17 protein-coding genes are annotated in these 21,369 nt (G+C 38.3%); 3 read left to right on the forward strand and 14 right to left on the reverse strand.

The window, feature by feature from the left end:
• Nucleotides 1-61 precede the first annotated feature (61 nt).
• From ED622_RS19960 to sbcD, 5 genes are all read right to left on the reverse strand, one after another.
• Entirely contained in the window at nt 62-226 is a 165-nt protein-coding gene (locus ED622_RS19960; RefSeq protein WP_162922525.1) for a hypothetical protein, read from the reverse strand.
• A gap of 218 nt (nt 227-444) precedes the next feature.
• Nucleotides 445-876 carry a DUF2000 domain-containing protein gene (locus ED622_RS13965; RefSeq protein WP_122036113.1) on the reverse strand — a complete coding sequence of 144 codons (432 nt, stop codon included), beginning with the start codon at nt 874-876 and terminating at the stop codon, nt 445-447.
• A gap of 168 nt (nt 877-1,044) precedes the next feature.
• Complete coding sequence (locus ED622_RS13970; RefSeq protein ID WP_065591754.1) at nt 1,045-1,530, reverse strand: acyl-CoA thioesterase; 486 nt, start codon at nt 1,528-1,530, stop codon at nt 1,045-1,047.
• Between the two features lie 57 nt (nt 1,531-1,587).
• Nucleotides 1,588-5,268, reverse strand: a complete 3,681-nt coding sequence (locus tag ED622_RS13975) for an AAA family ATPase (protein WP_122035029.1) — start codon at nt 5,266-5,268, stop codon at nt 1,588-1,590.
• On the reverse strand, nt 5,265-6,509 hold the full coding sequence (gene sbcD / locus ED622_RS13980) for an exonuclease subunit SbcD (RefSeq protein WP_122035032.1): 1,245 nt from the start codon (nt 6,507-6,509) through the stop codon (nt 5,265-5,267). The genes ED622_RS13975 and sbcD overlap by 4 nt, the downstream gene beginning before the upstream one ends.
• 184 nt (nt 6,510-6,693) lie before the next feature.
• Here sbcD and ED622_RS13985 point away from each other — a divergent pair, with 184 nt between their 5' ends.
• A complete protein-coding gene (locus tag ED622_RS13985) occupies nt 6,694-7,710 on the forward strand; it encodes an endonuclease/exonuclease/phosphatase family protein (protein ID WP_162922526.1) in 1,017 nt (338 codons plus the stop codon).
• A gap of 73 nt (nt 7,711-7,783) precedes the next feature.
• Here the strand turns inward: ED622_RS13985 and ED622_RS13990 are convergent, their stop codons facing one another.
• The 6 genes from ED622_RS13990 to queD all read right to left on the reverse strand — a co-directional run bounded on the left by ED622_RS13990 (nt 7,784) and on the right by queD (nt 14,008).
• A complete protein-coding gene (locus ED622_RS13990; protein WP_122036117.1) occupies nt 7,784-8,455 on the reverse strand; it encodes an ABC transporter ATP-binding protein in 672 nt (223 codons plus the stop codon).
• A 40-nt stretch (nt 8,456-8,495) separates the two neighbouring features.
• A complete protein-coding gene (locus ED622_RS13995; RefSeq protein WP_122035034.1) occupies nt 8,496-9,779 on the reverse strand; it encodes an ABC transporter permease in 1,284 nt (427 codons plus the stop codon).
• Between the two features lie 2 nt (nt 9,780-9,781).
• On the reverse strand, nt 9,782-10,999 hold the full coding sequence (locus ED622_RS14000) for an ABC transporter permease (RefSeq protein WP_122035036.1): 1,218 nt from the start codon (nt 10,997-10,999) through the stop codon (nt 9,782-9,784).
• 2 nt (nt 11,000-11,001) lie between these two features.
• Nucleotides 11,002-12,279, reverse strand: coding sequence for a TolC family protein (locus ED622_RS14005; RefSeq protein ID WP_122035038.1), 1,278 nt, complete (start codon nt 12,277-12,279; stop codon nt 11,002-11,004).
• The gene (locus tag ED622_RS14010) at nt 12,272-13,420 is read right to left on the reverse strand and encodes an efflux RND transporter periplasmic adaptor subunit (protein WP_122035041.1); all 1,149 of its coding nucleotides are present in this window, start codon (nt 13,418-13,420) and stop codon (nt 12,272-12,274) included. The genes ED622_RS14005 and ED622_RS14010 overlap by 8 nt, the downstream gene beginning before the upstream one ends.
• Nucleotides 13,421-13,645: 225 nt before the next feature.
• Nucleotides 13,646-14,008, reverse strand: a complete 363-nt coding sequence (gene queD, locus ED622_RS14015; protein WP_105054575.1) for a 6-carboxytetrahydropterin synthase QueD — start codon at nt 14,006-14,008, stop codon at nt 13,646-13,648.
• Nucleotides 14,009-14,276: 268 nt separating this feature from the next.
• On the opposite strand from queD, the gene asnS reads away from it, so the two are divergent.
• Nucleotides 14,277-15,677: an asparagine--tRNA ligase gene (gene asnS, locus ED622_RS14020; protein ID WP_122035043.1), complete on the forward strand. Its 1,401-nt coding sequence runs from the start codon at nt 14,277-14,279 to the stop codon at nt 15,675-15,677.
• Between the two features lie 115 nt (nt 15,678-15,792).
• On the opposite strand, the gene ED622_RS14025 is transcribed toward asnS, so the two are convergent.
• From ED622_RS14025 to ED622_RS14035, 3 genes are all read right to left on the reverse strand, one after another.
• Nucleotides 15,793-16,344 carry a YcbK family protein gene (locus ED622_RS14025; RefSeq protein ID WP_122035045.1) on the reverse strand — a complete coding sequence of 184 codons (552 nt, stop codon included), beginning with the start codon at nt 16,342-16,344 and terminating at the stop codon, nt 15,793-15,795.
• A 175-nt stretch (nt 16,345-16,519) separates the two neighbouring features.
• Nucleotides 16,520-18,061: a murein L,D-transpeptidase gene (locus tag ED622_RS14030; RefSeq protein ID WP_122035048.1), complete on the reverse strand. Its 1,542-nt coding sequence runs from the start codon at nt 18,059-18,061 to the stop codon at nt 16,520-16,522.
• Between the two features lie 144 nt (nt 18,062-18,205).
• Entirely contained in the window at nt 18,206-19,615 is a 1,410-nt protein-coding gene (locus ED622_RS14035) for an amidohydrolase (RefSeq protein WP_122035050.1), read from the reverse strand.
• Nucleotides 19,616-20,007: 392 nt separating this feature from the next.
• On the opposite strand from ED622_RS14035, the gene ED622_RS14040 reads away from it, so the two are divergent.
• Complete coding sequence (locus tag ED622_RS14040) at nt 20,008-21,297, forward strand: dicarboxylate/amino acid:cation symporter (protein WP_122035052.1); 1,290 nt, start codon at nt 20,008-20,010, stop codon at nt 21,295-21,297.
• Nucleotides 21,298-21,369: the final 72 nt, after the last annotated feature.

Consider the following 21,369-nt stretch of genomic DNA (forward strand, 5'->3'; position numbering starts at 1 on the left):
TTCAACGCGCACAAAAGTACACCACAAATGAGGGTAAGCGGTTGAAATTAGGTCTGATTAATTACGAATAAAAACGGAGAAATCGAAAATACGAGAGGAAGCGAAACGCAAGAAACTGAGCAGAAAGGAAGCGTGAAGAAGTCATTGCTGTCGATGCAGAGCAGATAGCGTGTGGTGAACCTTCTGTAGGCTCTAATAATGGGCCTGATGTTAGTTGGAAAATCATGTGTACATCCTAATTAGTCACATTCCATTTTATACAAGGACAGTAAATCCTTTACTGACCGAACTACCAATATAGCAGCCCGATCCATTCTATATAATGAGGCTTTCAATGCAACCCCTTAAAGTACAAGTTTTTCCTATGTTTCTTTCTCAACTAGATTATTTATCCATTTCTTACTTTTTAAACGATAAGCACAGACAATCACCATAACCACCACCTTATTTATACAAACTGAATTTCTTTGTTATTGCTTTAATGGTTTCCGTATTTCCAAATAAACAAATACCAAGATATTCAAAATCTTCATCTTTCGTTTCACTGGTTATTTTCTGTTGAACCGTTGAACCACCTTCAACCATTGTATGGGTAAAATCAGTAAACGTAATACCAAGCTCTATCGCTTGCTCACGTACTTTTCTTATTTTATTTGAGTTATCAGCCTTTAAAGCAATAAATGGATAATGAGAAACATTAGGATGAAGAGCTTTATCGCTATCATGATAATCAACATATGTCGCATCTTGTTCTTCAAGCAAATCAGACAAACCAACACTAATATGGCCTAGTACATTAAGCGTACGCCCTAGATCCATTTTTTTATTTAAGATTGCAACAAAACGCTTTTGATTTTCGTCGGGTAATGATGTCATTAACATATGCCTCTACCTTACTGTGTATGTTTTATTATCTTAATACACAACAAAGTAAATTTTATGCCTACATCTACGTCATAAAATAAAAATACGCAATAAACCACCACCAAGAGTAACTAAAGTGAAGATATATTGCGTAAATGAAGATTAATGAGAAATATAGCGTTATTTTAAATACTTAACGTGTGCTTCCATCTCTTCGCCAATCTCTTTACGCATATTCATCAATCGGATAGCTGATTCGCGTAAATGAATATCTTCTTTGGTTTGAGGGATCCACTCAGGTACTTCTGTTGGTTTACCATGTTCATCAACGGCAACCATAATGACAATACAGTGAGTCGTTAATCTATTTTCTAACTCTTTTGGATCACTGGCTTGCACATCAATAGCAATGTGCATTGATGATTTTCCGGTATAAATAACTTTACCCGTCACCTCAACAAGGTTACCCACATGAATAGGCTGAACAAAACGAATACCACCAGCATAAGCGGTAATACAATATTTACCACTCCACCCAGCAGAACACGCATAGGCAGCTAAATCGACCCATTTCATTACCGCACCACCGTGAACTTTACCACCAAAGTTCACATCTCCTGGTTCTGCAAGAAAACGTAGTGTCACTTCGCGCTTATTCTTTCCCATTCTTACTTCCTTTTAATCTGTATTATCATTTTTCTAATAATGTAACGAGCAACAAAATTAACTGACTTTTTTATATTGTTTTTCTAGTTCACTCACGCCTAAACCACTGCGTTTGGTGACTTTTATTTGGACTGGAATACGTTCTTTCATCGCTTCGATGTGGCTTATCACACCAATCATTTTTCCTGAGGCGTTTAAGTTATCTAACGCATCAAGCGCCATGTCTAACGTTTCACTGTCTAGCGTACCAAAACCTTCATCTAAGAACAGTGAATCAATGCTTGTTTTGTGACTCACTAAATCAGAAAGGGCCAAAGCGAGAGCTAAACTTACCAAGAAACTCTCTCCACCTGATAAGGTTTTAGTATCACGAACTACATCACCCTGCCATGTATCGACAACTTGAAGTTCTAAACCATCGCTGGCTTTACGTTTAAGCTCATAGCGACCATGTAAGCGAGTAAGCTGTTTATTGGCTAAATAGACGAGATTCTCTAGCGTTAATCCTTGAGCAAATTTACGGAATTTATCGCCCTTTTGCGAGCCAATTAATGAATGTAAATATTGAATATCATCATACTCAGATTGATAAGCTTCAATCGCTTCAAATAAGGCTTTTTGATTGGTTTTACGCTCACCATCTGAACGCAACGCTTGAGCTATTTCTCCCTCACGTTTCACTAATGTTTCAGATTGAGATTTCACTTGAGCTAATTCAGCCTCAACCGCTTCTTTTGGCATTAATTGCCATTCAGCTGCTTTTGGCGCTTGATAATGTTGTTCTTTGATTTGCTGTGCACTCTCTAGCAAAGCGCCAGTTCTCTCAATCGCTTGTTGTATTTCAGTTTTTAAGCTTAATAGGTGTTGGCGGTCTTCTTCTGAAATCAAGGCTGCTTGGAATAACTCAAGCGTTTCAAATGGGCTTTCGACTAAAGCTTCTTGCCACGCAGTAGTTCTCTCTAACATTAACTTTTCACTGCTTGCATGGCTTTCTATCAAGCTATTTAGCTTGCCCTTTAAAGTCGCAAGATCTTGTATCAACGTTTGTGATTTTTGTTCTTCCGCTTGATAGTTTTGCTCTGATACCGTCAACTTTTCCGCCATGAGAGCACGCGCTGTTCTGATCTCTTGTGTACCAAATAACTCAACCCGTTTTTGCTGGTGTTGTTCCAACTCACTCGCCAATCTTTGTACTTCAGTTTGAGAAACCTGCTGCTGAGAGTTTAGCTCTTCTAACTGTTCAGCTAGATGAACTTGGTCACTTTGCATTTTTTGTTGCTGTTGAAGCAGTGTTTGACGATTTTCAACTCGCTGTTGGATTTGCTGTAAATCTTGCTCTTTTTGCACAAACCAAGATTGAATTTGAGTAAACTCTGGGGCAGTAAACCCTGTTTGCTCAATCTCTGTGGTTAACTGTTGATTCAATTCTATTTGATGTTGTTGTAGCTGCACTAATTTTTGATTGTCATCTTGCAGTTGCTGAGTTGCAGCTTGGTGTGATTGACGATCGTAATTAAGATCTTTATTTAACGTATCAAGACGATGCTGAACTTGTTGTAATTGAGTTTGTTGAGCTCGGCGCTTTTCATCTGCTTGGCGTAATTGTTTTATCTGCCCATTTAAAGCAAGTAACGACGCTTCACATTCAGTAATAAATTGAGCAATACCATTGGTATCCCCCAACGCTAAAGTGAGTTGCGTTACTTCCATTAATGTTGACCATTGTTGCTTGGTCATTTTTGCCGTTTGCTGCCATTGAGTTAATTGCGTTTGGGTGTGCTCTTGTTTTACTTTTAATGAATCTAGCTGCTCACGTATCGATTGACCTTGCTCTACAATCTCAACTCGCTTTTGTTCTGCCTCTTTTTTGCGCTGTATCGTTACATTAATATCTAATGCTTGCGCTTTTTCTAGTAACGGATGATGCGTTGAACCACACAATGGACAATCATGATCTTTTTCTAATAGAGCACGATACTTAACCAAATCACCTTCTTGCTCAATTAGCGTCGTTAAGTCTAAGATTTGCTGATCTTGCTGCTTACAGGAAATCACAAGATCAGCACGCTGAGCTTCTAATTTTAGAATCGCTTCACTCTGCGCTTTTTGGTCTTCGCTTAACGTCTGTTGTTCTTTTTCAGCACGTAAAAACTCATTATTAGTATGATTCAACTCTACACGGTAATGATGACGAGTATTAAGTGCATTGATTTGCTCTGTTAACTCCGTTTCAGTGCCTTTTTCTTGTTGCTGTTTAAATACGAGTTCAGCATTTTTCGTTGCTTCTGCTTCATTATTTAGTGTGTTTTGAACTTGCGTTAATTCCGTATCTTTTTGATTTACGCTCTCAAGTAAGGTTGCGACTATTTTTTTGGCTTGCTCAACTTTATTAACTAAAGATGCAGTTTCTTTATCTTGCTGTAAAATATAACTAACTTGAGTCTTCCATTGACCTAAATAACGCTCTAAATTCAAATCTGATTGATGCGTTTCTACATAACTATTTAGTACTGCTAATTTTGACGTTAACTCTGTTAATGACGCCTCTAATCGTTGTTGTTTATTACTGCCATCTTGAAGACGAGTATTCACTTGCGTGAGCTGTTGCTGCTTTTCTTGCGACTGCTGAGTTAACTGTGCAATCGCAGTATCTAACGGTTGCACCGAATCATTAATCAATACTTCTAACGATTTACTCTCAGCCTTAACGCTATCAAACATTTGTTTTAATTGCGTAACAGTTAACTCAATAGCTTCTTTCTCAGTAGTCGTTTTCTGATGTAATTGCTCAGTCAGTGTTAGTTCTTTTACGACACTATCAAAGCGAGTTTGTGCTTCTTGCCATAATTGATACGGTGCGCGTAGTTTTTCTGCTGGCTCACTTTGTGCCAAGCGGTGCAATTGAGCGCTGGCTTGTTTTTCTTTATCTAATGCTAATTGATTATTATCAACCGCTTGCTGCCACTGCTGTTGGTTTTTCGCTTCTGCAACCCACCACTCTACATGTGCTTGCCAATTTGAAAGTTGAGCTTGTTGCTGTTTTTGGTTCGTTTGCAGTTCAGCTTGCTCATCGATTAACGCTTGTTTATCTTCTTCAGAAAGCAGCTCAACCCCTTCTGCTTTGGCTTTAAGCTCAGCTAATTTTTGTTTTGATGCGGTGTAATGCTCATGCACCTTCTCTGAGATCTGCCCATAGATCTCAGTGCCTGTCAGCTCTTCTAATAAACCCGCACGATCATTAGCATCAGCATTCAAAAACGCCGCAAATTGACCTTGAGAAAGCATCATGGATTTTGTAAAGCGAGAGAAATCTAATCCTGTAATTGAGTTGATTAGCTCATCTTTCTTTTTGACTTGCGTTGCTAATACTTTTTCAGAATCGACTTCAGCAAGCTCAACGGTGGCTGATTGTAAATTACCATCGACCTTGCCACGAGAGCGACGCTGGCTCCAAAACGCACGATACGCTTTGCCTTTCACTTCAAACTCGACTTCCGCCGAACACTCCGCTGTACCACGCGTCATGATCTCATTGCTTGATGTTGAGATACCACCCAGTCGAGGGGTCTTATGATAAAGTGCCAAACAGATCGCATCTAAAATCGTCGTTTTACCTGCACCTGTTGGGCCTGTAATCGCAAACAATCCGTTTTCAACAAAAGGCGACGCTGAGAAATCAATTTTCCACTCACCTTTTAATGAGTTTAAATTTGAAAAACTTAGGCTTAAAATTCTCATGCATCACCTTCTTGTGAATCAGTATCTTTGTGTTCAACTTCTGACAAAATCTGCTTAAACTTGGTCGTCATTCGCTCTGCGCGTTGCTGCTCTTTTTCTGTTTCAAACGTCTCTTGCTCTATACGTTTAATAAACACATCAAACGGCGTTAACTCCGCTAGCGTTTCTGTTTTTTCTTGCGCTAGAGTTTGTTCACTGCGGTTTCTCGCTCGACGCAGTTGCAACACTTCAACGTTAAGATCTTGAGTTAGTGCTTGAATGCGTTGTTGTAGATCGGATAAGTAATCTTGTACTTCTACTTCAATACAAAGCCAAGTGGTTTCTTCGCACTCTTTGAATTGTGCTAACTCTTGTTCAATCGTTTCTAAATCGCCCTTTAATGCCTTCATTTGTTGAAACATAGGCACATTAATTTGAGAGATTTGAGTTACGCTTGCTTTATCAAACTCCACCATCACGACTTGTTTTTGAGATTTAAGCTCATCAAAGCTTAATGGAATTGGCGATCCTGAATAACGGATGTGGTCAGATTTAGCCACCAATTGCGGGCGGTGAATATGACCCAACGCGATGTAATCTGCAGGCGGGAAACCATCGGCAGCAAAGCCATCCAATGTGCCAATGTAGATATCACGAACTGAATCTGATTGTTTAACACCTAATGCCGTCAAATGACCAGTAGCAATAATCGGAACATCAAGATCTAACTCAGCTCTTAGTTCTAGTGCTTTTTGATACAGTTGATGATAATGCTGCTTGATCGCTTCGCCGAGTGCTTGTTGCTTCTCTACACCCGTTGAGCCCGCCACACTAGTGACAACGTCACGTGGCCGTATAAACGGAACCGCACATAAAATAGCACCGACAGAACCGTCACTGTTTGGGAGTGTTAATAATTGAGTCGATAAATCATCATTGGTATTAGCAATTACTCGTGCGTTTAAATGTGCTAATAGTTGCTTTGATTCATTGAGTGTCGACACAGAATCATGATTTCCACCAAGCACGATCAATTCGCAGTTTACTTTGTTCATCTCCACCACAAATTGGTTGTACATTTCACGCGCGTAACTTGGTGGCGCGCCCGTATCAAACACATCTCCGGCAATGATAACCGCATTAATGGCATTTTCTTGGACTTGTTCAAGTAGCCAGCTAATGAATTTTTGATGCTCATTACGGCGGCTTTTAGTGAAGAAATTTTGACCTAGATGCCAATCAGAAGTATGTAAAATACGCATAAATATCAACTTGTTTGATGGATAGAGAAGACGATACCCCTTTTATACCATCTGGGAGAGAAACTATGTACTTTTATAAGCTTTTAAACTTAAAACTATTAGCAGGTGTTGACCTTACTTCATGCTGTTATACTTTATTTAATAAACGTCGATTCCATCGATAATAACAACATGAGTATCTAATTTGCCATCTCCTGAAAGCCTAACATTTACCACCATCAATATGTTCAACTTTGTTGAGCCGCCTAATGCGTATTACGATTTTGAAAATATACTAACTCAAGAGGAATGGCTGAAGAAACAGGGCTGGTTTAAGGATAAGATCACGGCATTAAACTCTGATGTGATTGGGTTTCAAGAAGTCTTTAGTCCAAGCGCTTTAGAGGCTTTAGTTAACGAGATTGGTTATTCATATTTTGCTACTGTCGATGAGCCAAAATCTGAAGATGGTTATGTTTTCAACTCTCCTGTTGTTGCCTTTGCTTCACGTTACCCAATTTTAAATGCTCAACCAGTGATTGCCGAACAAGCTCAATTATCTCGCTTTGGGATTGAGTTTGAATTTAATCGCGTACCTGTCCATGCCTCTATTGAACTGCCTCATCTTGGGATTACTGACTGTTATGTGGTGCACTTCAAATCTCAGCGCCCTAAAGAGCCAGAAGAGAGTAACGAAACGGATGAAACAAACAGCTCTCCTCTTCATCAACTTCATGATGAACAGTTAGGCTCTTGGCTTTCGACTGTTCAGCGTGGATTAGAAGCGAATATCTTACATAATCATATAATTCAACAACGTAAAGAATCAAACCAGCCCGTTATTATGATGGGCGATTTTAATAAACCTTTGTTTCATGATGAATTTAAAGGACTACTGTCTCATGAGTTACGGTTTGATAAATTTAGTACTGATTATTTAACTCGATTTCAGCTTAAAGACAGTTGGGATATTTACTGTGAGCTAAAGGGCGCTGATTTATTGGAAGAGCGAGTAAGTACCCATTATTACGGAGCAAAAGGCTCGGTATTGGATTACATCTTGTTATCTAACGAATTTGATAGCTCATTTTCGGGCAGTATTTTAGAAGTTGTTGATTACACAGTAACAGATCAGCACATTGTGAATCCAAGATTCGAGATTGACCAATTCAGTACCGATCATGCGCTAGTTTCGATTACTGCCCGTATACGACAAGCATAAAAAAGGCGTTTAACATCTTACCTATTTGGATAATATCAAACGCCTGATATTCAATATGAATATACCAGTGAAACTAAGCTAAACGCTCATCTGCAATTATTTTTCCATCTTTAATATTGATAATGCGCTTTGTTCTCTGAGCTAGGGCATTATCGTGAGTTACAATAATTAAGGTTCGTCCTTCCTGATGCAGTTCATTAAAGAGCGCTTCTATGTCTGCCCCTGACTTTGAATCCAAAGCCCCTGTTGGTTCATCAGCCAATATAATTTGAGGATCATTAACTAAAGCTCTCGCAATCGCTACACGCTGTTTTTGTCCACCAGATAGCTGATTCGGTTTATGATTCATCCTATCACCTAGTCCAACTCGCTCTAGTAGAGCTGCGGCTTTCTTTTTCCTTTCTGCGGATTTAACTCCACGATAAACCAAAGGTAATGCTACATTCTCAAGTGCACTCGCATACTCTAATAAATTAAAGCTTTGAAATATAAAACCAATACTCTGATTTCGTATTCCTGCTAACTGGTGACTACTCAAGGCTGATACATCTTTACTATCCAGATAATACTCACCCATTGTCGGTGTATCTAAACAACCTAGCATATTCATCAAGGTTGATTTTCCAGATCCTGATGGCCCTAAAATCGAAAGAAATTCCCCTTTTTTAATTGAGAGAGATACGCAATCTAAAGCTCGAACTTCTTCTTCTCCGCTCTTATAATGCTTGCTAATATCATGCAACATTACTAAATATTCAGATCCAGATATAGCTGTATTGTTATTACTATTCACTTTGTAATGCCTCTAATGGAGTTATTCCTGCAGCTCTATTTGCGGGGAACCAAGCAGCTAAGATACCGACAAATCCTAAAGCAAATATAACTAAACCAACAATAGGTAAAGAGAGTTCTGGTGTTGGTTTACCTAGTTCATCATACAAACCATTTCCTGCTAAAGGGAGCGCTTGCATTAATACAATCAACAAATAAGCTAAGCCTAAGCCCAACAAGCCTCCAATGCTCATAGTAAACAATGATTGCGTTAAATAGTGCAAACGTATGGTTGTTGGTGTTGCCCCAATTGCCATTCTGACACCAATATCTTTAGTCGCTCGTTTAACTGTAGCGTACATTACATTTGCAATCCCAATCCCTGCGACACCCAAGGTAACTAAACCAATAATGCCTAAAAAACTTTGTAAACCAATTAAAAATTGTCGCATGGTTTTTTGTCTTAATAACATATCTTGAACTTGAACCAATTGATCATCTTCAATGCTTGCACCGTACTTTCTAGCAATCACTTGTTTAACTGTTTTCGCAACTTGTATGCGATCTGCTCTCGCTATTGGCTCTATATTAATGGCAGAAATGGCACTGTTTTGATGAAAACGCTTCCAAGTAGTAAACGGTACAAAAAGAGATTCATTAAGGGGTATACCTTGCTCTATATTTGCACTACTGCGCTTAATTAAACCAATGATGGTAAACTCTTCACTGCCTACTTTTACTTTTTTACCAACCGGATTAACCTCTAATTTCGGGGTATTAATCCAATCAAAGTCATCCGACTCATTGAATAAAGAAATAGCGGCGCTTTCACCTAATATAATCACTTTACGCTGTTCTTTGATATCTAAAGGATTAAACCATCGCCCTCCTGATACTATTTTTAAGCCAGTTAATGCTTGATAGCCAGGGGATACGGCAAGTGGGTTTTGCCAAGTCCGATGATCTTTATAACTTGCACGTTCATCCCAAATAGCACTTGGTTGAGCATGCTTTACACTTGGTAAGGCTTTTATTACGTCTAAGTCTTCCGATTTAATCTGCAATTCTTTACCTGTGTAGAAATTACCTGAATTTATAGTGGCATAACCTCCGGTAATGTAGATTAATTTCCCATTGCCACTCTCTGAACTTCGGATCAACCCTTGGCGTAAACCTTCACCGGCAGCAAGCATGGTTGCAATACATAATGTCGCCCATGCCACTGCCAAGATAGTTAAACTCAAACGTACTTTCTCGGCGGCCATTTCTTGAAATATTTGTCTCATTGGCAATAGCATTATCAAGCCCTCGCACTTAAGGCAATTACAGGAAGTAAGTTCGACGCTCGACGTGCAGGAAAATACGCGGCTAACAATGCAAATACAGCCGTTACTCCTAATGATATTTTAATAGCACCGAGTGTGATCATTGGGTCGCCAAGCCATTCAGGCATACCAATCATAATTAATAGCATGACTATGCCATAGGAGAATGTAATTCCAATAACGGTTCCGCACGCAACGAGGATCCCTCCTTCTATTAGGAATTGACCTAAAATATTATTCGGTGTTGCACCTATCGCAAGTCGAACTCCAATTTCTCTAGTTCGTTCAGTTACTGACAAAAACATTATATTTGCGACACCTAGCGATCCAACAGCTAGAGTCATGGCACCACTTGCTCCTAAGAACAGTTGAATGCCCCTTAATAGTTTTTTAAAAAATGCCGATTCTTGTCCAAAGTCAGGCATATACATCGCATCTTTATCATTAGGATCAAAATGTTGCTGATTAGCAAAAAATGACAATATACTCTTTCTTAATAGCCAACCAGAAGCACCTTCAACAGGGGAAATGAGCAACATATTTGGTTTACTCTTCCACAAATCAGTAAAAGTTGTACTTGGGATCATTGCTTGACTCGCATCATCATTTAATGAAATCCCACCTTCATTTTTCTTTGTAATACCAATAACATTAAAAGGGATACCATTAATATTTAAAGAACTTCCTATATGTAAAGAACCTATCTCTGCTAACTGCCAACCAACCAAGGCAACACGATTATGATTAATCAAATCACTACGATTAATTTGTCGTGAACCCTTGTTTAGTTTGACATTTCGCAATTCAGTAAATTGATCATCGATACCTGTAACATTACCCGGTAAAGAGCTACCTTGATAATCCGTAACGTTAGCATCCCATTTACCATATATCACTGATAGATTCTCAATCGCGGGGTGATTAAGCATTTGACGGGCTTCTAATTCAGAAGGCAAAATTAACCTTCTTGCAGACCTTCCTTTCCATTCCTTGGTGGTTTGCCCCGGAAATACTATCTGAGTATCATTCATTAATAGGGCAAAAGATTTTGTATTTGTCTGGTAGAACCCCTCACCAAGAGCAACTAAAACCAAAACTGAAATAATGCCCCATACAATGGCGAGGATAGCCAGAAAACTTCTCAAGCGATGAGCCAATAAGGTCTGTATCGTTTGAGATAATAAAGCTATCATGATTACAATGCCTGTGAAATCAAGGCTATGGTTTCATTATCTAATTTACCAACAGACTTAAGTAAAGAAATACGATATTGCCAATATTGATAAAGCAATGATTGCAAAGTATTTTTACTGCTAAACAAACGATTATGTGCATCAATAACATCAGATGCTTCTGCCATACCTGCTTTATAAATCGCTTGTTTACTTTTTAACACACGTTCTCTCGACGCAACTTGTTTCTCTGCCATTTCAACACGTTGCCAATTCAACGAGAGCTGAGTATACTGGTTAGAAATAGTACTTTTTATTCTGATCTCTACCGCTCGAACATCTTGTTTAGCACGACGAACGTTTAACTTAGCACGATCAACACTGGCTGCTGTTGAACCATTTAAATCAAGAGGTAAACTCAAGTTTAAAATTGCGTTCAGTTCATCATCTGAGTGAGTACTGTCGTTATAGCCCACAGACCCTGTAATCGTAGGGTAATAACCTGTTTTAGCCTGCTCTGTCTCCAACTCTGCAATTCGAATACTTTGTTTTGCCGCTAATAATTCAGGGCTATGATTACTTGCTAATTTCAGCCACTCTTGTTTACTGTTCACTATCAATTTCGGCGGTGATAAGTTAGTAGTCTTAATTTCATCAACTTGAGTAGGTTCCATATTGATTAACCCAATCAAACTAGCTTTCTTATCTTCAACTCGTGATCGACTCGTTAATATCTCTGCTTCTTCGTCAAGATGATTAGATCGCATATCCTCCAATTCAACAGATTGAATTTTCCCAGCTTTGTAACGTAGCTCAATGATACGTAACATTTTTGTACCTTCATCAAACTTTTGCTGTGCTAAGCGGAGGTCTCCTTGAGATTGGGCAAGATCAAGATATGCATTAATTAATCGTTCAGCTAGCTCATTATGACTCTGTTTTACTTTCAATTGAGAAGCCAATAATGAGGCTTGAGATTGATCAAGTACTGACCATTTACGGCTATCCCAAATGGTTTGATTTAGGCTAATTTCGTAATTATTGCTATTATCATTACCTTCATTCCAAGTAGAACCTGCAGTAATCCCTGCTCTCGGAAGTAGAGCGCTTCTATTTAAGCGTATTTCAGTTTCACTTATCTTTTCATCTAATTGTGCCTGTAAATATTTTGGATCATATTGCTTTGTCGCTTGCCATGCCTCTTCAATAGTTAACGCATAACTCATCGTACTTAGACTATTAGCAATAAGAGCAAAAAAAAGAATCCGAATGGCATTTTTTTCTGAGAATTTATTACGCATTTGGCTCACCCATCATCATACTTATATCAACAATTTCGTCACCCTCTTCTAATCCAGAAAGTACTTCTACCATGACTCCATCAGATAAACCGAGCGTCACAACTTTAGGTGAATAACCATCTTCACTATCATCAATAACCAAAACCTCTGGTTCACCTCGTTTAAATTGTAACGAACGCTCTGGAATAATGATTACATTAGTAGATTGCTGAAGAATAATTTGAGCTGTTGCTGAAAAACCTGAGCGAATAATTAAATTCTTTGGAAACTGAATCTGATCGACTTCAACTTGAAAACCATTATCAAAACTTTTCACGCTATTAGTTGCGGTCAAATTTAATTTTTCTGATTGCACTGCAACTTTACTTAATTTTCCTAATAGGACAATATCTGGATACGGGGCTAAAATAATCGTTACTGGGGTTCCAATGGTTAGTTGAGCAGCATCATGCTCACTGACACTACCTTTGAAAATAATATCGCTCATATCTGCAATCGACATCATCACCGTTGCGACTTGGTTTGATACTGTAGATATAATTGGTTCACCAATTTCAACTTTTAGATTCAATATAGTTCCATTAATTGGCGCAACAATTGTTGAGTTCAATTTAGAATTACCAACAGAAGACTCTCCACTACGGATCAGATCAAGATTTTGTCTTTTTTGCTGTACATCTGCCTTGCTAGATTTTACATCAGATTTAGCTTGAATATATTCTCCATAATTTTTAGGGATTATATTTTGCTCAATTAATTGGTTAAGATTCTCTAGCTTTTTTTGCACTGATTCTAGTCTTGCTTCACTTTGCATTAAATCCGTATTTGCTAGCATTAATGCAGCTGGCGTTGGATTTGGTCGAACTTTAATTAAGGGGGTATTAGCGGTAACGACTTCACCGACTTGATGATATATTTCTCCGACAATTCCATCTATTTGCGACTTAATTGAAATGGAATGAGCAGGAACAACATGACCTACAGCTACCGCTTTCTTCTCAACAGAGCCAAGAGAGGCAACTACAAACGGGAATGCCTCATTTTTCACTGCTGATTGTGTCGAAAAATAATACCCTGCTCCGGCAATAGATGTAGATAATAAAACCATAAAGAGCCAACGCTTTTTCATAATGAATTCCATATAAAAACTGAATGATAATATTAATAAACATAGGACAAGCAGAGGTTTGTTATGTTCAATCCAACTATAATAGTATAATTTTTATAAATTAAATGTATGGATTTGTATTTATACCAACTTGAATAAGTCAGTGGTCAGATAATTGCGTAGAAGGTTTGATTAGAATAAAGAAAAAAGGCGTCTAACTATATAGACGCCTTTCATCAATTAACAAATATACATTAATTACTCACCGCGGTAAGTACAACCTGCTGTACATGTCTCTTTAATTTCAATTTTGCTTAGCAATGGAAGTGTTGGTTTTACTTCGTTCCAAATCCACTTAGCTAATACTTCACTTGTTGGGTTTTCTAACCCTTCAATGTCGTTTAAGTAATAATGGTCAAGACGATCATACGTTGGTTTAAATGCTGCTTTAATTTCAGAGAAATCAATTACCCAACCCGTATGTTGGTCAACTTCACCTTCAACATACAAACGAACTAAAAAAGAGTGACCATGCAGACGACCACATTTATGACCTTCTGGTACATGTGGTAAATGGTGTGCTGCTTCAAACATGAAGTCTTTATATAGTTCAGTTGTCATTAGTTAAAATCTCTATTACCTATATTATGAAGCAGGGATAGTACTCTACTTCCCTACCAAACAACAAGACTCACAACCTGTAAGTTCCCTATTACCTTGTAATGTTGGCGATTTTTTCGGCGAATTTATAACGAAAATTGATTCTTATCCTGAATTTTTATCTTTATCGCATAACAACACTTGAAGCTATTAATAAGAAAGGTAATATGTCTATCTTGAAATAAAAAATATTCGTGCATGTAGCACAACAATGGAGAATGTAATTAACATGACTTACGCGCCTGTAACAGACGTACTAAGCGGCAAACTAGCGGTAGACAGTGAAGTAACTGTTCGCGGTTGGATCCGTTCACGTCGCGACTCAAAAGCTGGAATCTCATTTCTAGCTATTTATGACGGTTCTTGTTTCGATCCGATTCAGGCCGTAGTTCCTAATGACTTAAATAATTACAATGAAGAAGTCCTAAAGCTAACAACGGGTTGTTCTGTTGAAGTAACAGGTACTATCGTTGCTTCTCCTGCTAAAGGTCAAGATTTCGAGCTTGCTGCAACAGCAGTAAAAGTAGTGGGTTGGGTTGAAGATGCAGACACTTACCCAATGGCGAAAACTCGTCACTCTATTGAGTATTTACGTGAAGTAGCACACCTTCGTCCACGTACTAACGTAATCGGCGCGGTATCACGTGTTCGTAACTGTTTGTCTCAAGCAATTCACCGTTTCTACCACGAGCAAGGGTTCTTCTGGACTTCAGCTCCGCTTATTACAGCATCTGATGCTGAAGGCGCGGGTGAAATGTTCCGCGTGTCAACGCTTGATCATAACAACCTTCCTTTAGATGACAAAGGCAATGTTGATTACGATAAAGACTTCTTTGGTAAAGAGACGTTCCTTACTGTATCTGGTCAACTAAATGCGGAAGCTTATGCTTGTGCATTAAGCAAAGTATACACATTCGGACCTACTTTCCGTGCTGAAAACTCAAACACTAGCCGCCACCTAGCTGAATTCTGGATGGTTGAACCTGAAGTTGCTTTTGCTGATCTAAATGACGTAGCAAAACTAGCTGAAGACATGCTTAAATACGTTTTTGCAGCAGTTCTTGAAGAGCGTCGTGATGATCTTGAATTCTTTGCTTCTCGCATTGATAAAGAGGCGATCACTCGTCTTGAGCAATTTGTAGACGCAGATTTCGCACAAGTTGACTACACTGACGCAATCCAAATCCTTATCGATTCTGGTAAGAAATTTGAATTCGACGTTGAGTGGGGCATCGACATGTCTTCTGAGCATGAGCGTTACCTTGCTGAAGAGCACTTCAAAGCACCTGTTATCGTTAAGAACTACCCGAAAGACATCAAAGCTTTCTACATGCGCTTAAATGACGATGGTAAAACAGTAGCAGCAATGGATGTTCTTGCACCTGGTATTGGTGAGATCATTGGTGGTGCACAACGTGAAGAGCGTTTAGACATCCTTGATGAGCGTATGATTGCTATGGGTATCGACCCTGAGCACATGGGCTGGTACCGTGATTTACGCCGTTACGGTACTGTTCCTCATGCTGGTTTCGGCCTTGGCTTTGAGCGCTTAGTATCTTACGTAACAGGCATGGGCAACGTTCGTGACGTTATCCCGTTCCCACGTACTCCACGTTCAGCTAACTTCTAATTGGCTTTTCTTATAGGGCATTAGCTCTGTAAGAATAGATTAAGTAGAAAGTATGAATACAAAAATGGCGACCAATGCGGTCGCCATTTTTTTAACTGTTTATTTTTAAGTATTATTACCAGAAACGTACCCTACCAGTGTCGATATGAACAAAGTTACTGCCTGGATAATACCCTACTCCGCCCGCTTTTAATGATAACGCCGCTTTTCTTACTTCATCCAACGGCACACCTTCTAGACGGAAATCCATTGCTTTTCCTAACATGTGCATGCTTTTCTTAGCAACTCCACCATGTGATTTACCACGCAGCATCTCATTGGTTGCCGGTGAACGATAGCCAGATATTATTTGTACCTGAGTATCACATCCAATCACTTTTTGAATCGCTGACAGTTGGTCAAACAGACCCGTATCCATCGCTATACTTTCATTACGTCGGAAATCACGACATAAATGATTTAGTTTTGCTAACTCTGCGCTCTGATAACCTCGTCCATTGAAATATTCAGTCTGTAACTCTTCACCTGTATGCAAATTATTTAATGCAAGTTTACGTGGTGACTCTTCAAATTGTGATGCGAAAGATAAAGTAGGAAATAGACTTAAACCAACAGTAGCAGCGCCACCAAGAAGGATTTTACGGCGTAATGGACTAAATTCAGACATGCAGTAAACAGCTCACTTATAAATAGATCAATCAATAACTGAGCGAGAAGATACACACTTACTTATTAATGGTCAAATAATGAACAGTGTTATTTTTTAACTAAAAATACAGAAAACCGCTTACTTATTGAACTATATCTACTTTTAGACGTAATACTAAAATGTCAATTATTGGTCAATTTTTAGACTTACTCCATTTATCATACTCATAGATATCATCTCTAAACTGAACTTGGTTCTTTTCATCAATCCACGCAGTCTGATAAATCGTATATACCGAGATCATTTGAGATAAAAAAGCCTCTTTAGTTTCAGGTAACTGATGATAGTTACGGTACTCTTTTTTAGAAAAATGAGACTCTTTCATTAGCAGTTGTGCAAATTCAGAAGCCCTTTCTACTCGAATGCACCCAGAACTATAAGCTCGACTCTGTTTTTTAAACAACGACCGTGAAGGGGTATCGTGCAAATAAATGGCATTCCTATTTGGGGTGTTAAACTTATAGCGCCCAAGCGCATTACTATTGCCTGATTTTTGTCTTAATTTATAAGGAAAAGTTTCGACACTCTCCTGCTCCCAATCGATATCTTCAATAGGAATAACATCATCGCTTAACCAAGTGGGTACAATTTCAAAGTTTTGTGATAGTAAAAAGCCCTTATCATTAAACGCTTTTGGTAAAATATCTTCTCTCATGATTTTCGTTGGTACTTTCCAATTAGGATTGAAAACGATGGAATCAAGATATGTCGAAAACAATGGCGTTTTTCTTTCTGGTTTCCCTACAATCACTTTACTATGGAACAACAGTTCATCTTCTTGCCAATACTGCATTTCGTAGGATGGTATATTCACAAGCACAAAACGCGCTTTCTTATTTTCCCACAATCGTAATCGCTGAATATTTAATGCCATGATACGAACACGCTCTTTTGCCGACATGTTCAACCAATATTTAGTTTTAGGACCAATGATCCCATCAGGTAATAAACCATGGCGTTTTTGAAAACGTATCACAACGTCAACAAGCTCTGAATTATAAAGTCCATTATCATGTAACAGAAGTTCTCTGCTTTCTTCTTTTGTCAGCTCACCGGCAACATGAAGACGATTAACCAGAGAAGCATAAGAGATAACTTGGTTAGGCCTTATAATTTTAGAAGAAGTTAGTTTATCAATTGGCTCACCGTAAGGATCGTAATAGCTTAGTAAGCGTCGGTAAAACACCTCGTACTGATCTGAGTTAGGCACTAAAGTTTGGGTAAGGTAATTTAATCGACCGCCAGTAAAAGCACTGTTTATTGAAGAGATAACCTGTGGGTAGGGTTCACCTAAATGCTCATCAAGCCTCCCTCCAAAAAACCAACTGGTTCCTTTTTTAGATATTTGAGATTGATAAGTAAGAAGATAAATTAGTGTATCTGTTGCTAAAATATCGTATTCCAAATCAGTCGCTTTTTGTAAACGATAATAGCGTTGCTCAAGATCATTGTTAAGATCAGCAAGAACCAATAACGCCAACTGATTTTCTAAGTTTTTCCGTGCGCCTGGTGAGTACCATTTACGTTGTTCATTTTGATAAAAACGAGAAACTAATTCTGGATAAAATAGCTGTGTTTCATGCTGCTTAATATAGCTACTGGCACGAGTTGAAGCCTGAGCGTTAAGTGGCATAAGCATAAGAAAAACGGAAAATAAAATAATTAATCTAACCATAAAAAGCCCTGCCTAATAACACGCTACTACTTTGATACTAGTATTCATGCTTTAAATATCAAGTTGATAGGCGACATTCACTTTAAGGTAATATAAAAAAAGGCCGAATAATTCGACCTTTTTTAAATACATCAAGATGCTTATTTATTGAACAACTTCACCGCTTTCAATAACTGTCTTACGTACTATCTTTGTAAACTCAATCACTTCTTGGCGGATTTTATCTTCATCAACCGTTAGCATTTCACGATCTTTCATCAAGATATTACCATCAACAATCGTATGGCGAACATTGCCTGAATTTGCAGAATAAACCAATGCTGAATATGGATTATAGACTGGCAACATATTCGGTGCCTTAGTATCAACAACAATAATATCCGCTAGCTTACCAACTTCAATAGAACCAATTTTATCTTCCATATGAAGTGCTTTAGCCGCCCCCATTGTTGCCATATCAATCACCTTGATTGGAGGCATTGCTGCACGATCTTTGTTTACTAGTTTATGAACTTTAGCAACTTGGTTAAATTCATCAATAATGCTTAATGTATTGCCTGACATTGGGCCATCGGTTCCTAAACCAATACGCACATTTTCATCGTACATTTTAAGTGCAGGAGACACGCCTTTTGCCGATTTAATGTTAGCACTCATATTATGAGCAACACCCATATCAGATTCTTTAACTAACTCAATATCTTTATCATCAATTAAGATCATATGAGCGCCAATCAGATTCTTATTAAGTGCCCCAATGCTATGCATGTATTCAACTGGAGACAGCCCATCCGAACGCTCTGCAATCACTTCTTCTTCACGATGAGATTCTGCTAAATGAATCATAACAGGAACGTCTAGCTCTAATGATAGCTTTGCAATTTTTTGTAGCGTTTCAGTTGTATTTGTATATGGAGCATGAGGAGCAAATGCTGGTGTGATTCGAGGATGGTCTTTATATTCTTCAATAAAGTTTAGTGCGTATTGAATACCCTCGTCTGCATTTGCTGCATCTGCCACTGGGAATTTAATTACGCTTTCACCTAGAATTGCACGCATACCGATCTTATCAACGGTTTTAGCTACTTCGTCTTCAAAATAGTACATATCAGCATAAGTGGTTACCCCACCTTTAACCATCTCTACATTACCTAAGTTAGCACCAATACGAACCATGTCGCGCGATACTAACTTTTTCTCTAGAGGGAAAATATAACGGTGTAAACGGTCAGGAACATCATCACCCAATGAGCGAAAAACGGTCATTGAGGCATGTGTATGTGTATTAATTAAACCGGGTAAAACAATATCGCCATCTACATCTAACACTGTTTTTGCCGTGTAATTTTTTGCGATACTTTGGTCACCAACCGCAATAATTTTATTACCTTTAATTGCAACAACACCATTTTCAAATGTTTGTTTAGATTCGTTCATTGTTAACAATGTTGCATCAGTGATCAACAGATCAACTTGCTGAGCTGCAAACGCAGAAAAAGCAGTAAACGCATTTGCTGCAATTGCAGCTGCTACTAATGTCTTTTTTAAATACATGGACTGACTCGCAAAAAGTAAGAATAATTCGCGAGGATGGTATACGTTAATATTTTTTTATCAAGTTAATTGTCAGTAACTACACACAACATTAATTGAAAGTAGTGATCAACTTCATACTTTATGAAATTCAATATGTGTCGTGAATACAAAATAACAACATAGCAAACCGCAAACGATACCTAGTTAAGTAATTGGTTTTAATAAACTATAAATGTTAAATCAATCAATAAAATCGCACAATATAACTAAAACTACTGACAGCTCATTACTATTATCCCTTTTATTTATATTAACAATATGTAAACATTCTGTTGATTTCTCAGTTAATAGAGAAACATTGCAAGGACTCACCTATTAGTGAGCACAATATTCTGGAGAACAGGTACATTATGAAAAAGTCACTTTCAAGTAGAATTTTTATAGGTTTATTCGCTGGCCTATTAATCGGTACAGCTATTCAATACATGTTTAATGGTGTTGCGTTTTTTGACTCGTTTCTTTTAGGAGCAGCAGAAGGCGTTGGTGGAATGTTTGTTTCACTCATCAAATTACTCGTCGTTCCGTTGGTTTATGTTTCAATTGTTTGCGGTATCGTTGAACTAAAAGACATTGCTTCATTTGGTCGCCTTGGTGGTAAAACTTTTGCTCTTTACCTTATTAATACCATTATCGCGATCACTGCAGCACTAACTGTGGGTATGATATTTGCGCCAGGCGCAGACGCTAACTTAGCAGGAACTGTTGTCGCTGGCTCTGTAGAGCTAAAAGCAACTGAAACCCCTGACATCTTCTCATTGATTACTAATATTGTTCCTAGTAATCCTGTAGAAGCTTTTGCTAGCGGTGATATGCTACAAATCATCTTTATGGCAATCCTAACGGGTCTAGCGATTCAAGCGCTTGATCATCGTGGCGGTCCTGCGATTAAAACCTTTAAAGTCGCTAACGAAATCATGATGAAGCTAATTAGCCTAGTAATGAGTCTTGCTCCTTATGGTGTATTTGCATTAATGATCCAACTAGGTGCAACATTAGATGCGAACACATTAATGTCTGTTGCAGGCTACGTTGCACTTGTTATTGCAATGCTTGTCTTCTGGATTTTTGTTTTCTATCCATTCATGGTTGCTTTAACAACAGGAATTTCACCAAAAATATTCTTACGCGCAGTACGTGAACAAATCTTGTTTTCATTATCAACAGCAAGTTCGAATGCAACAATCCCTGTAACTATGCGTACGTTAACAGATAAATTGGATGTCTCTAAATCAGTAGCAGGCTTTGGTGTACCGCTGGGTGCAACGATGAATATGTCTGGCGTATCTATCTATATTGCACTTGCCGCTATCTTTGTTGCTAATGCATTTGGCCAACCAATTAATACTGCAGACTTATTTACTCTAGGCTTCACAATTCTACTGTTATCTATTGGTGCTGGTGGCGTTCCTGGTGGTGGTGTTGTAATGGTTGGTGTTATCTTGCATCAACTAGGTCTTCCACCCGAAGGTCTTGCTATTGTTGCTGCCGTTGACCGTATCAATGATATGTTCTGTACTTCATCAAATGTTGTTGGTGATACTGCAGTAAATACAATTGTTGCTAAATCTGAAGGCAAAATTGGCAAAGAAACAGAAGAAGAAAGAAAAGAAGAAACATTTGTTCAACAAGTGAGTAACTAAACAAACGTTCCAAAAAAGATAAATATATGAGAGAGCTAACTAGCTCTCTCTTTTATTTAGAAAAAATATCTT

The organism is Aliivibrio sp. EL58 (assembly GCF_900312675.1).
In the GTDB taxonomy this organism is placed as follows: domain Bacteria; phylum Pseudomonadota; class Gammaproteobacteria; order Enterobacterales; family Vibrionaceae; genus Aliivibrio.

Bases quoted from the DNA above. Each gene is read 5' to 3' on its own strand.
- ED622_RS13995 (WP_122035034.1), bottom strand. From the start codon at position 9,779: ATGCTATTGCCAATGAGACAAATATTTCAAGAAATGGCCGCCGAGAAA.
- ED622_RS14010 (WP_122035041.1), bottom strand. From the start codon at position 13,420: ATGGAATTCATTATGAAAAAGCGTTGGCTCTTTATGGTTTTATTATCT.
- sbcD (WP_122035032.1), bottom strand. From the start codon at position 6,509: ATGCGTATTTTACATACTTCTGATTGGCATCTAGGTCAAAATTTCTTC.
- ED622_RS14035 (WP_122035050.1), bottom strand. From the start codon at position 19,615: ATGTATTTAAAAAAGACATTAGTAGCAGCTGCAATTGCAGCAAATGCG.
- asnS (WP_122035043.1), top strand. From the start codon at position 14,277: ATGACTTACGCGCCTGTAACAGACGTACTAAGCGGCAAACTAGCGGTA.
- ED622_RS14030 (WP_122035048.1), bottom strand. From the start codon at position 18,061: ATGGTTAGATTAATTATTTTATTTTCCGTTTTTCTTATGCTTATGCCA.
- ED622_RS13965 (WP_122036113.1), bottom strand. From the start codon at position 876: ATGACATCATTACCCGACGAAAATCAAAAGCGTTTTGTTGCAATCTTA.
- ED622_RS14005 (WP_122035038.1), bottom strand. From the start codon at position 12,279: ATGCGTAATAAATTCTCAGAAAAAAATGCCATTCGGATTCTTTTTTTT.
- queD (WP_105054575.1), bottom strand. From the start codon at position 14,008: ATGACAACTGAACTATATAAAGACTTCATGTTTGAAGCAGCACACCAT.
- ED622_RS19960 (WP_162922525.1), bottom strand. From the start codon at position 226: ATGATTTTCCAACTAACATCAGGCCCATTATTAGAGCCTACAGAAGGT.
- ED622_RS13975 (WP_122035029.1), bottom strand. From the start codon at position 5,268: ATGAGAATTTTAAGCCTAAGTTTTTCAAATTTAAACTCATTAAAAGGT.
- ED622_RS13970 (WP_065591754.1), bottom strand. From the start codon at position 1,530: ATGGGAAAGAATAAGCGCGAAGTGACACTACGTTTTCTTGCAGAACCA.
- ED622_RS14000 (WP_122035036.1), bottom strand. From the start codon at position 10,999: ATGATAGCTTTATTATCTCAAACGATACAGACCTTATTGGCTCATCGC.
- ED622_RS14025 (WP_122035045.1), bottom strand. From the start codon at position 16,344: ATGTCTGAATTTAGTCCATTACGCCGTAAAATCCTTCTTGGTGGCGCT.
- ED622_RS14040 (WP_122035052.1), top strand. From the start codon at position 20,008: ATGAAAAAGTCACTTTCAAGTAGAATTTTTATAGGTTTATTCGCTGGC.
- ED622_RS13990 (WP_122036117.1), bottom strand. From the start codon at position 8,455: ATGTTGCATGATATTAGCAAGCATTATAAGAGCGGAGAAGAAGAAGTT.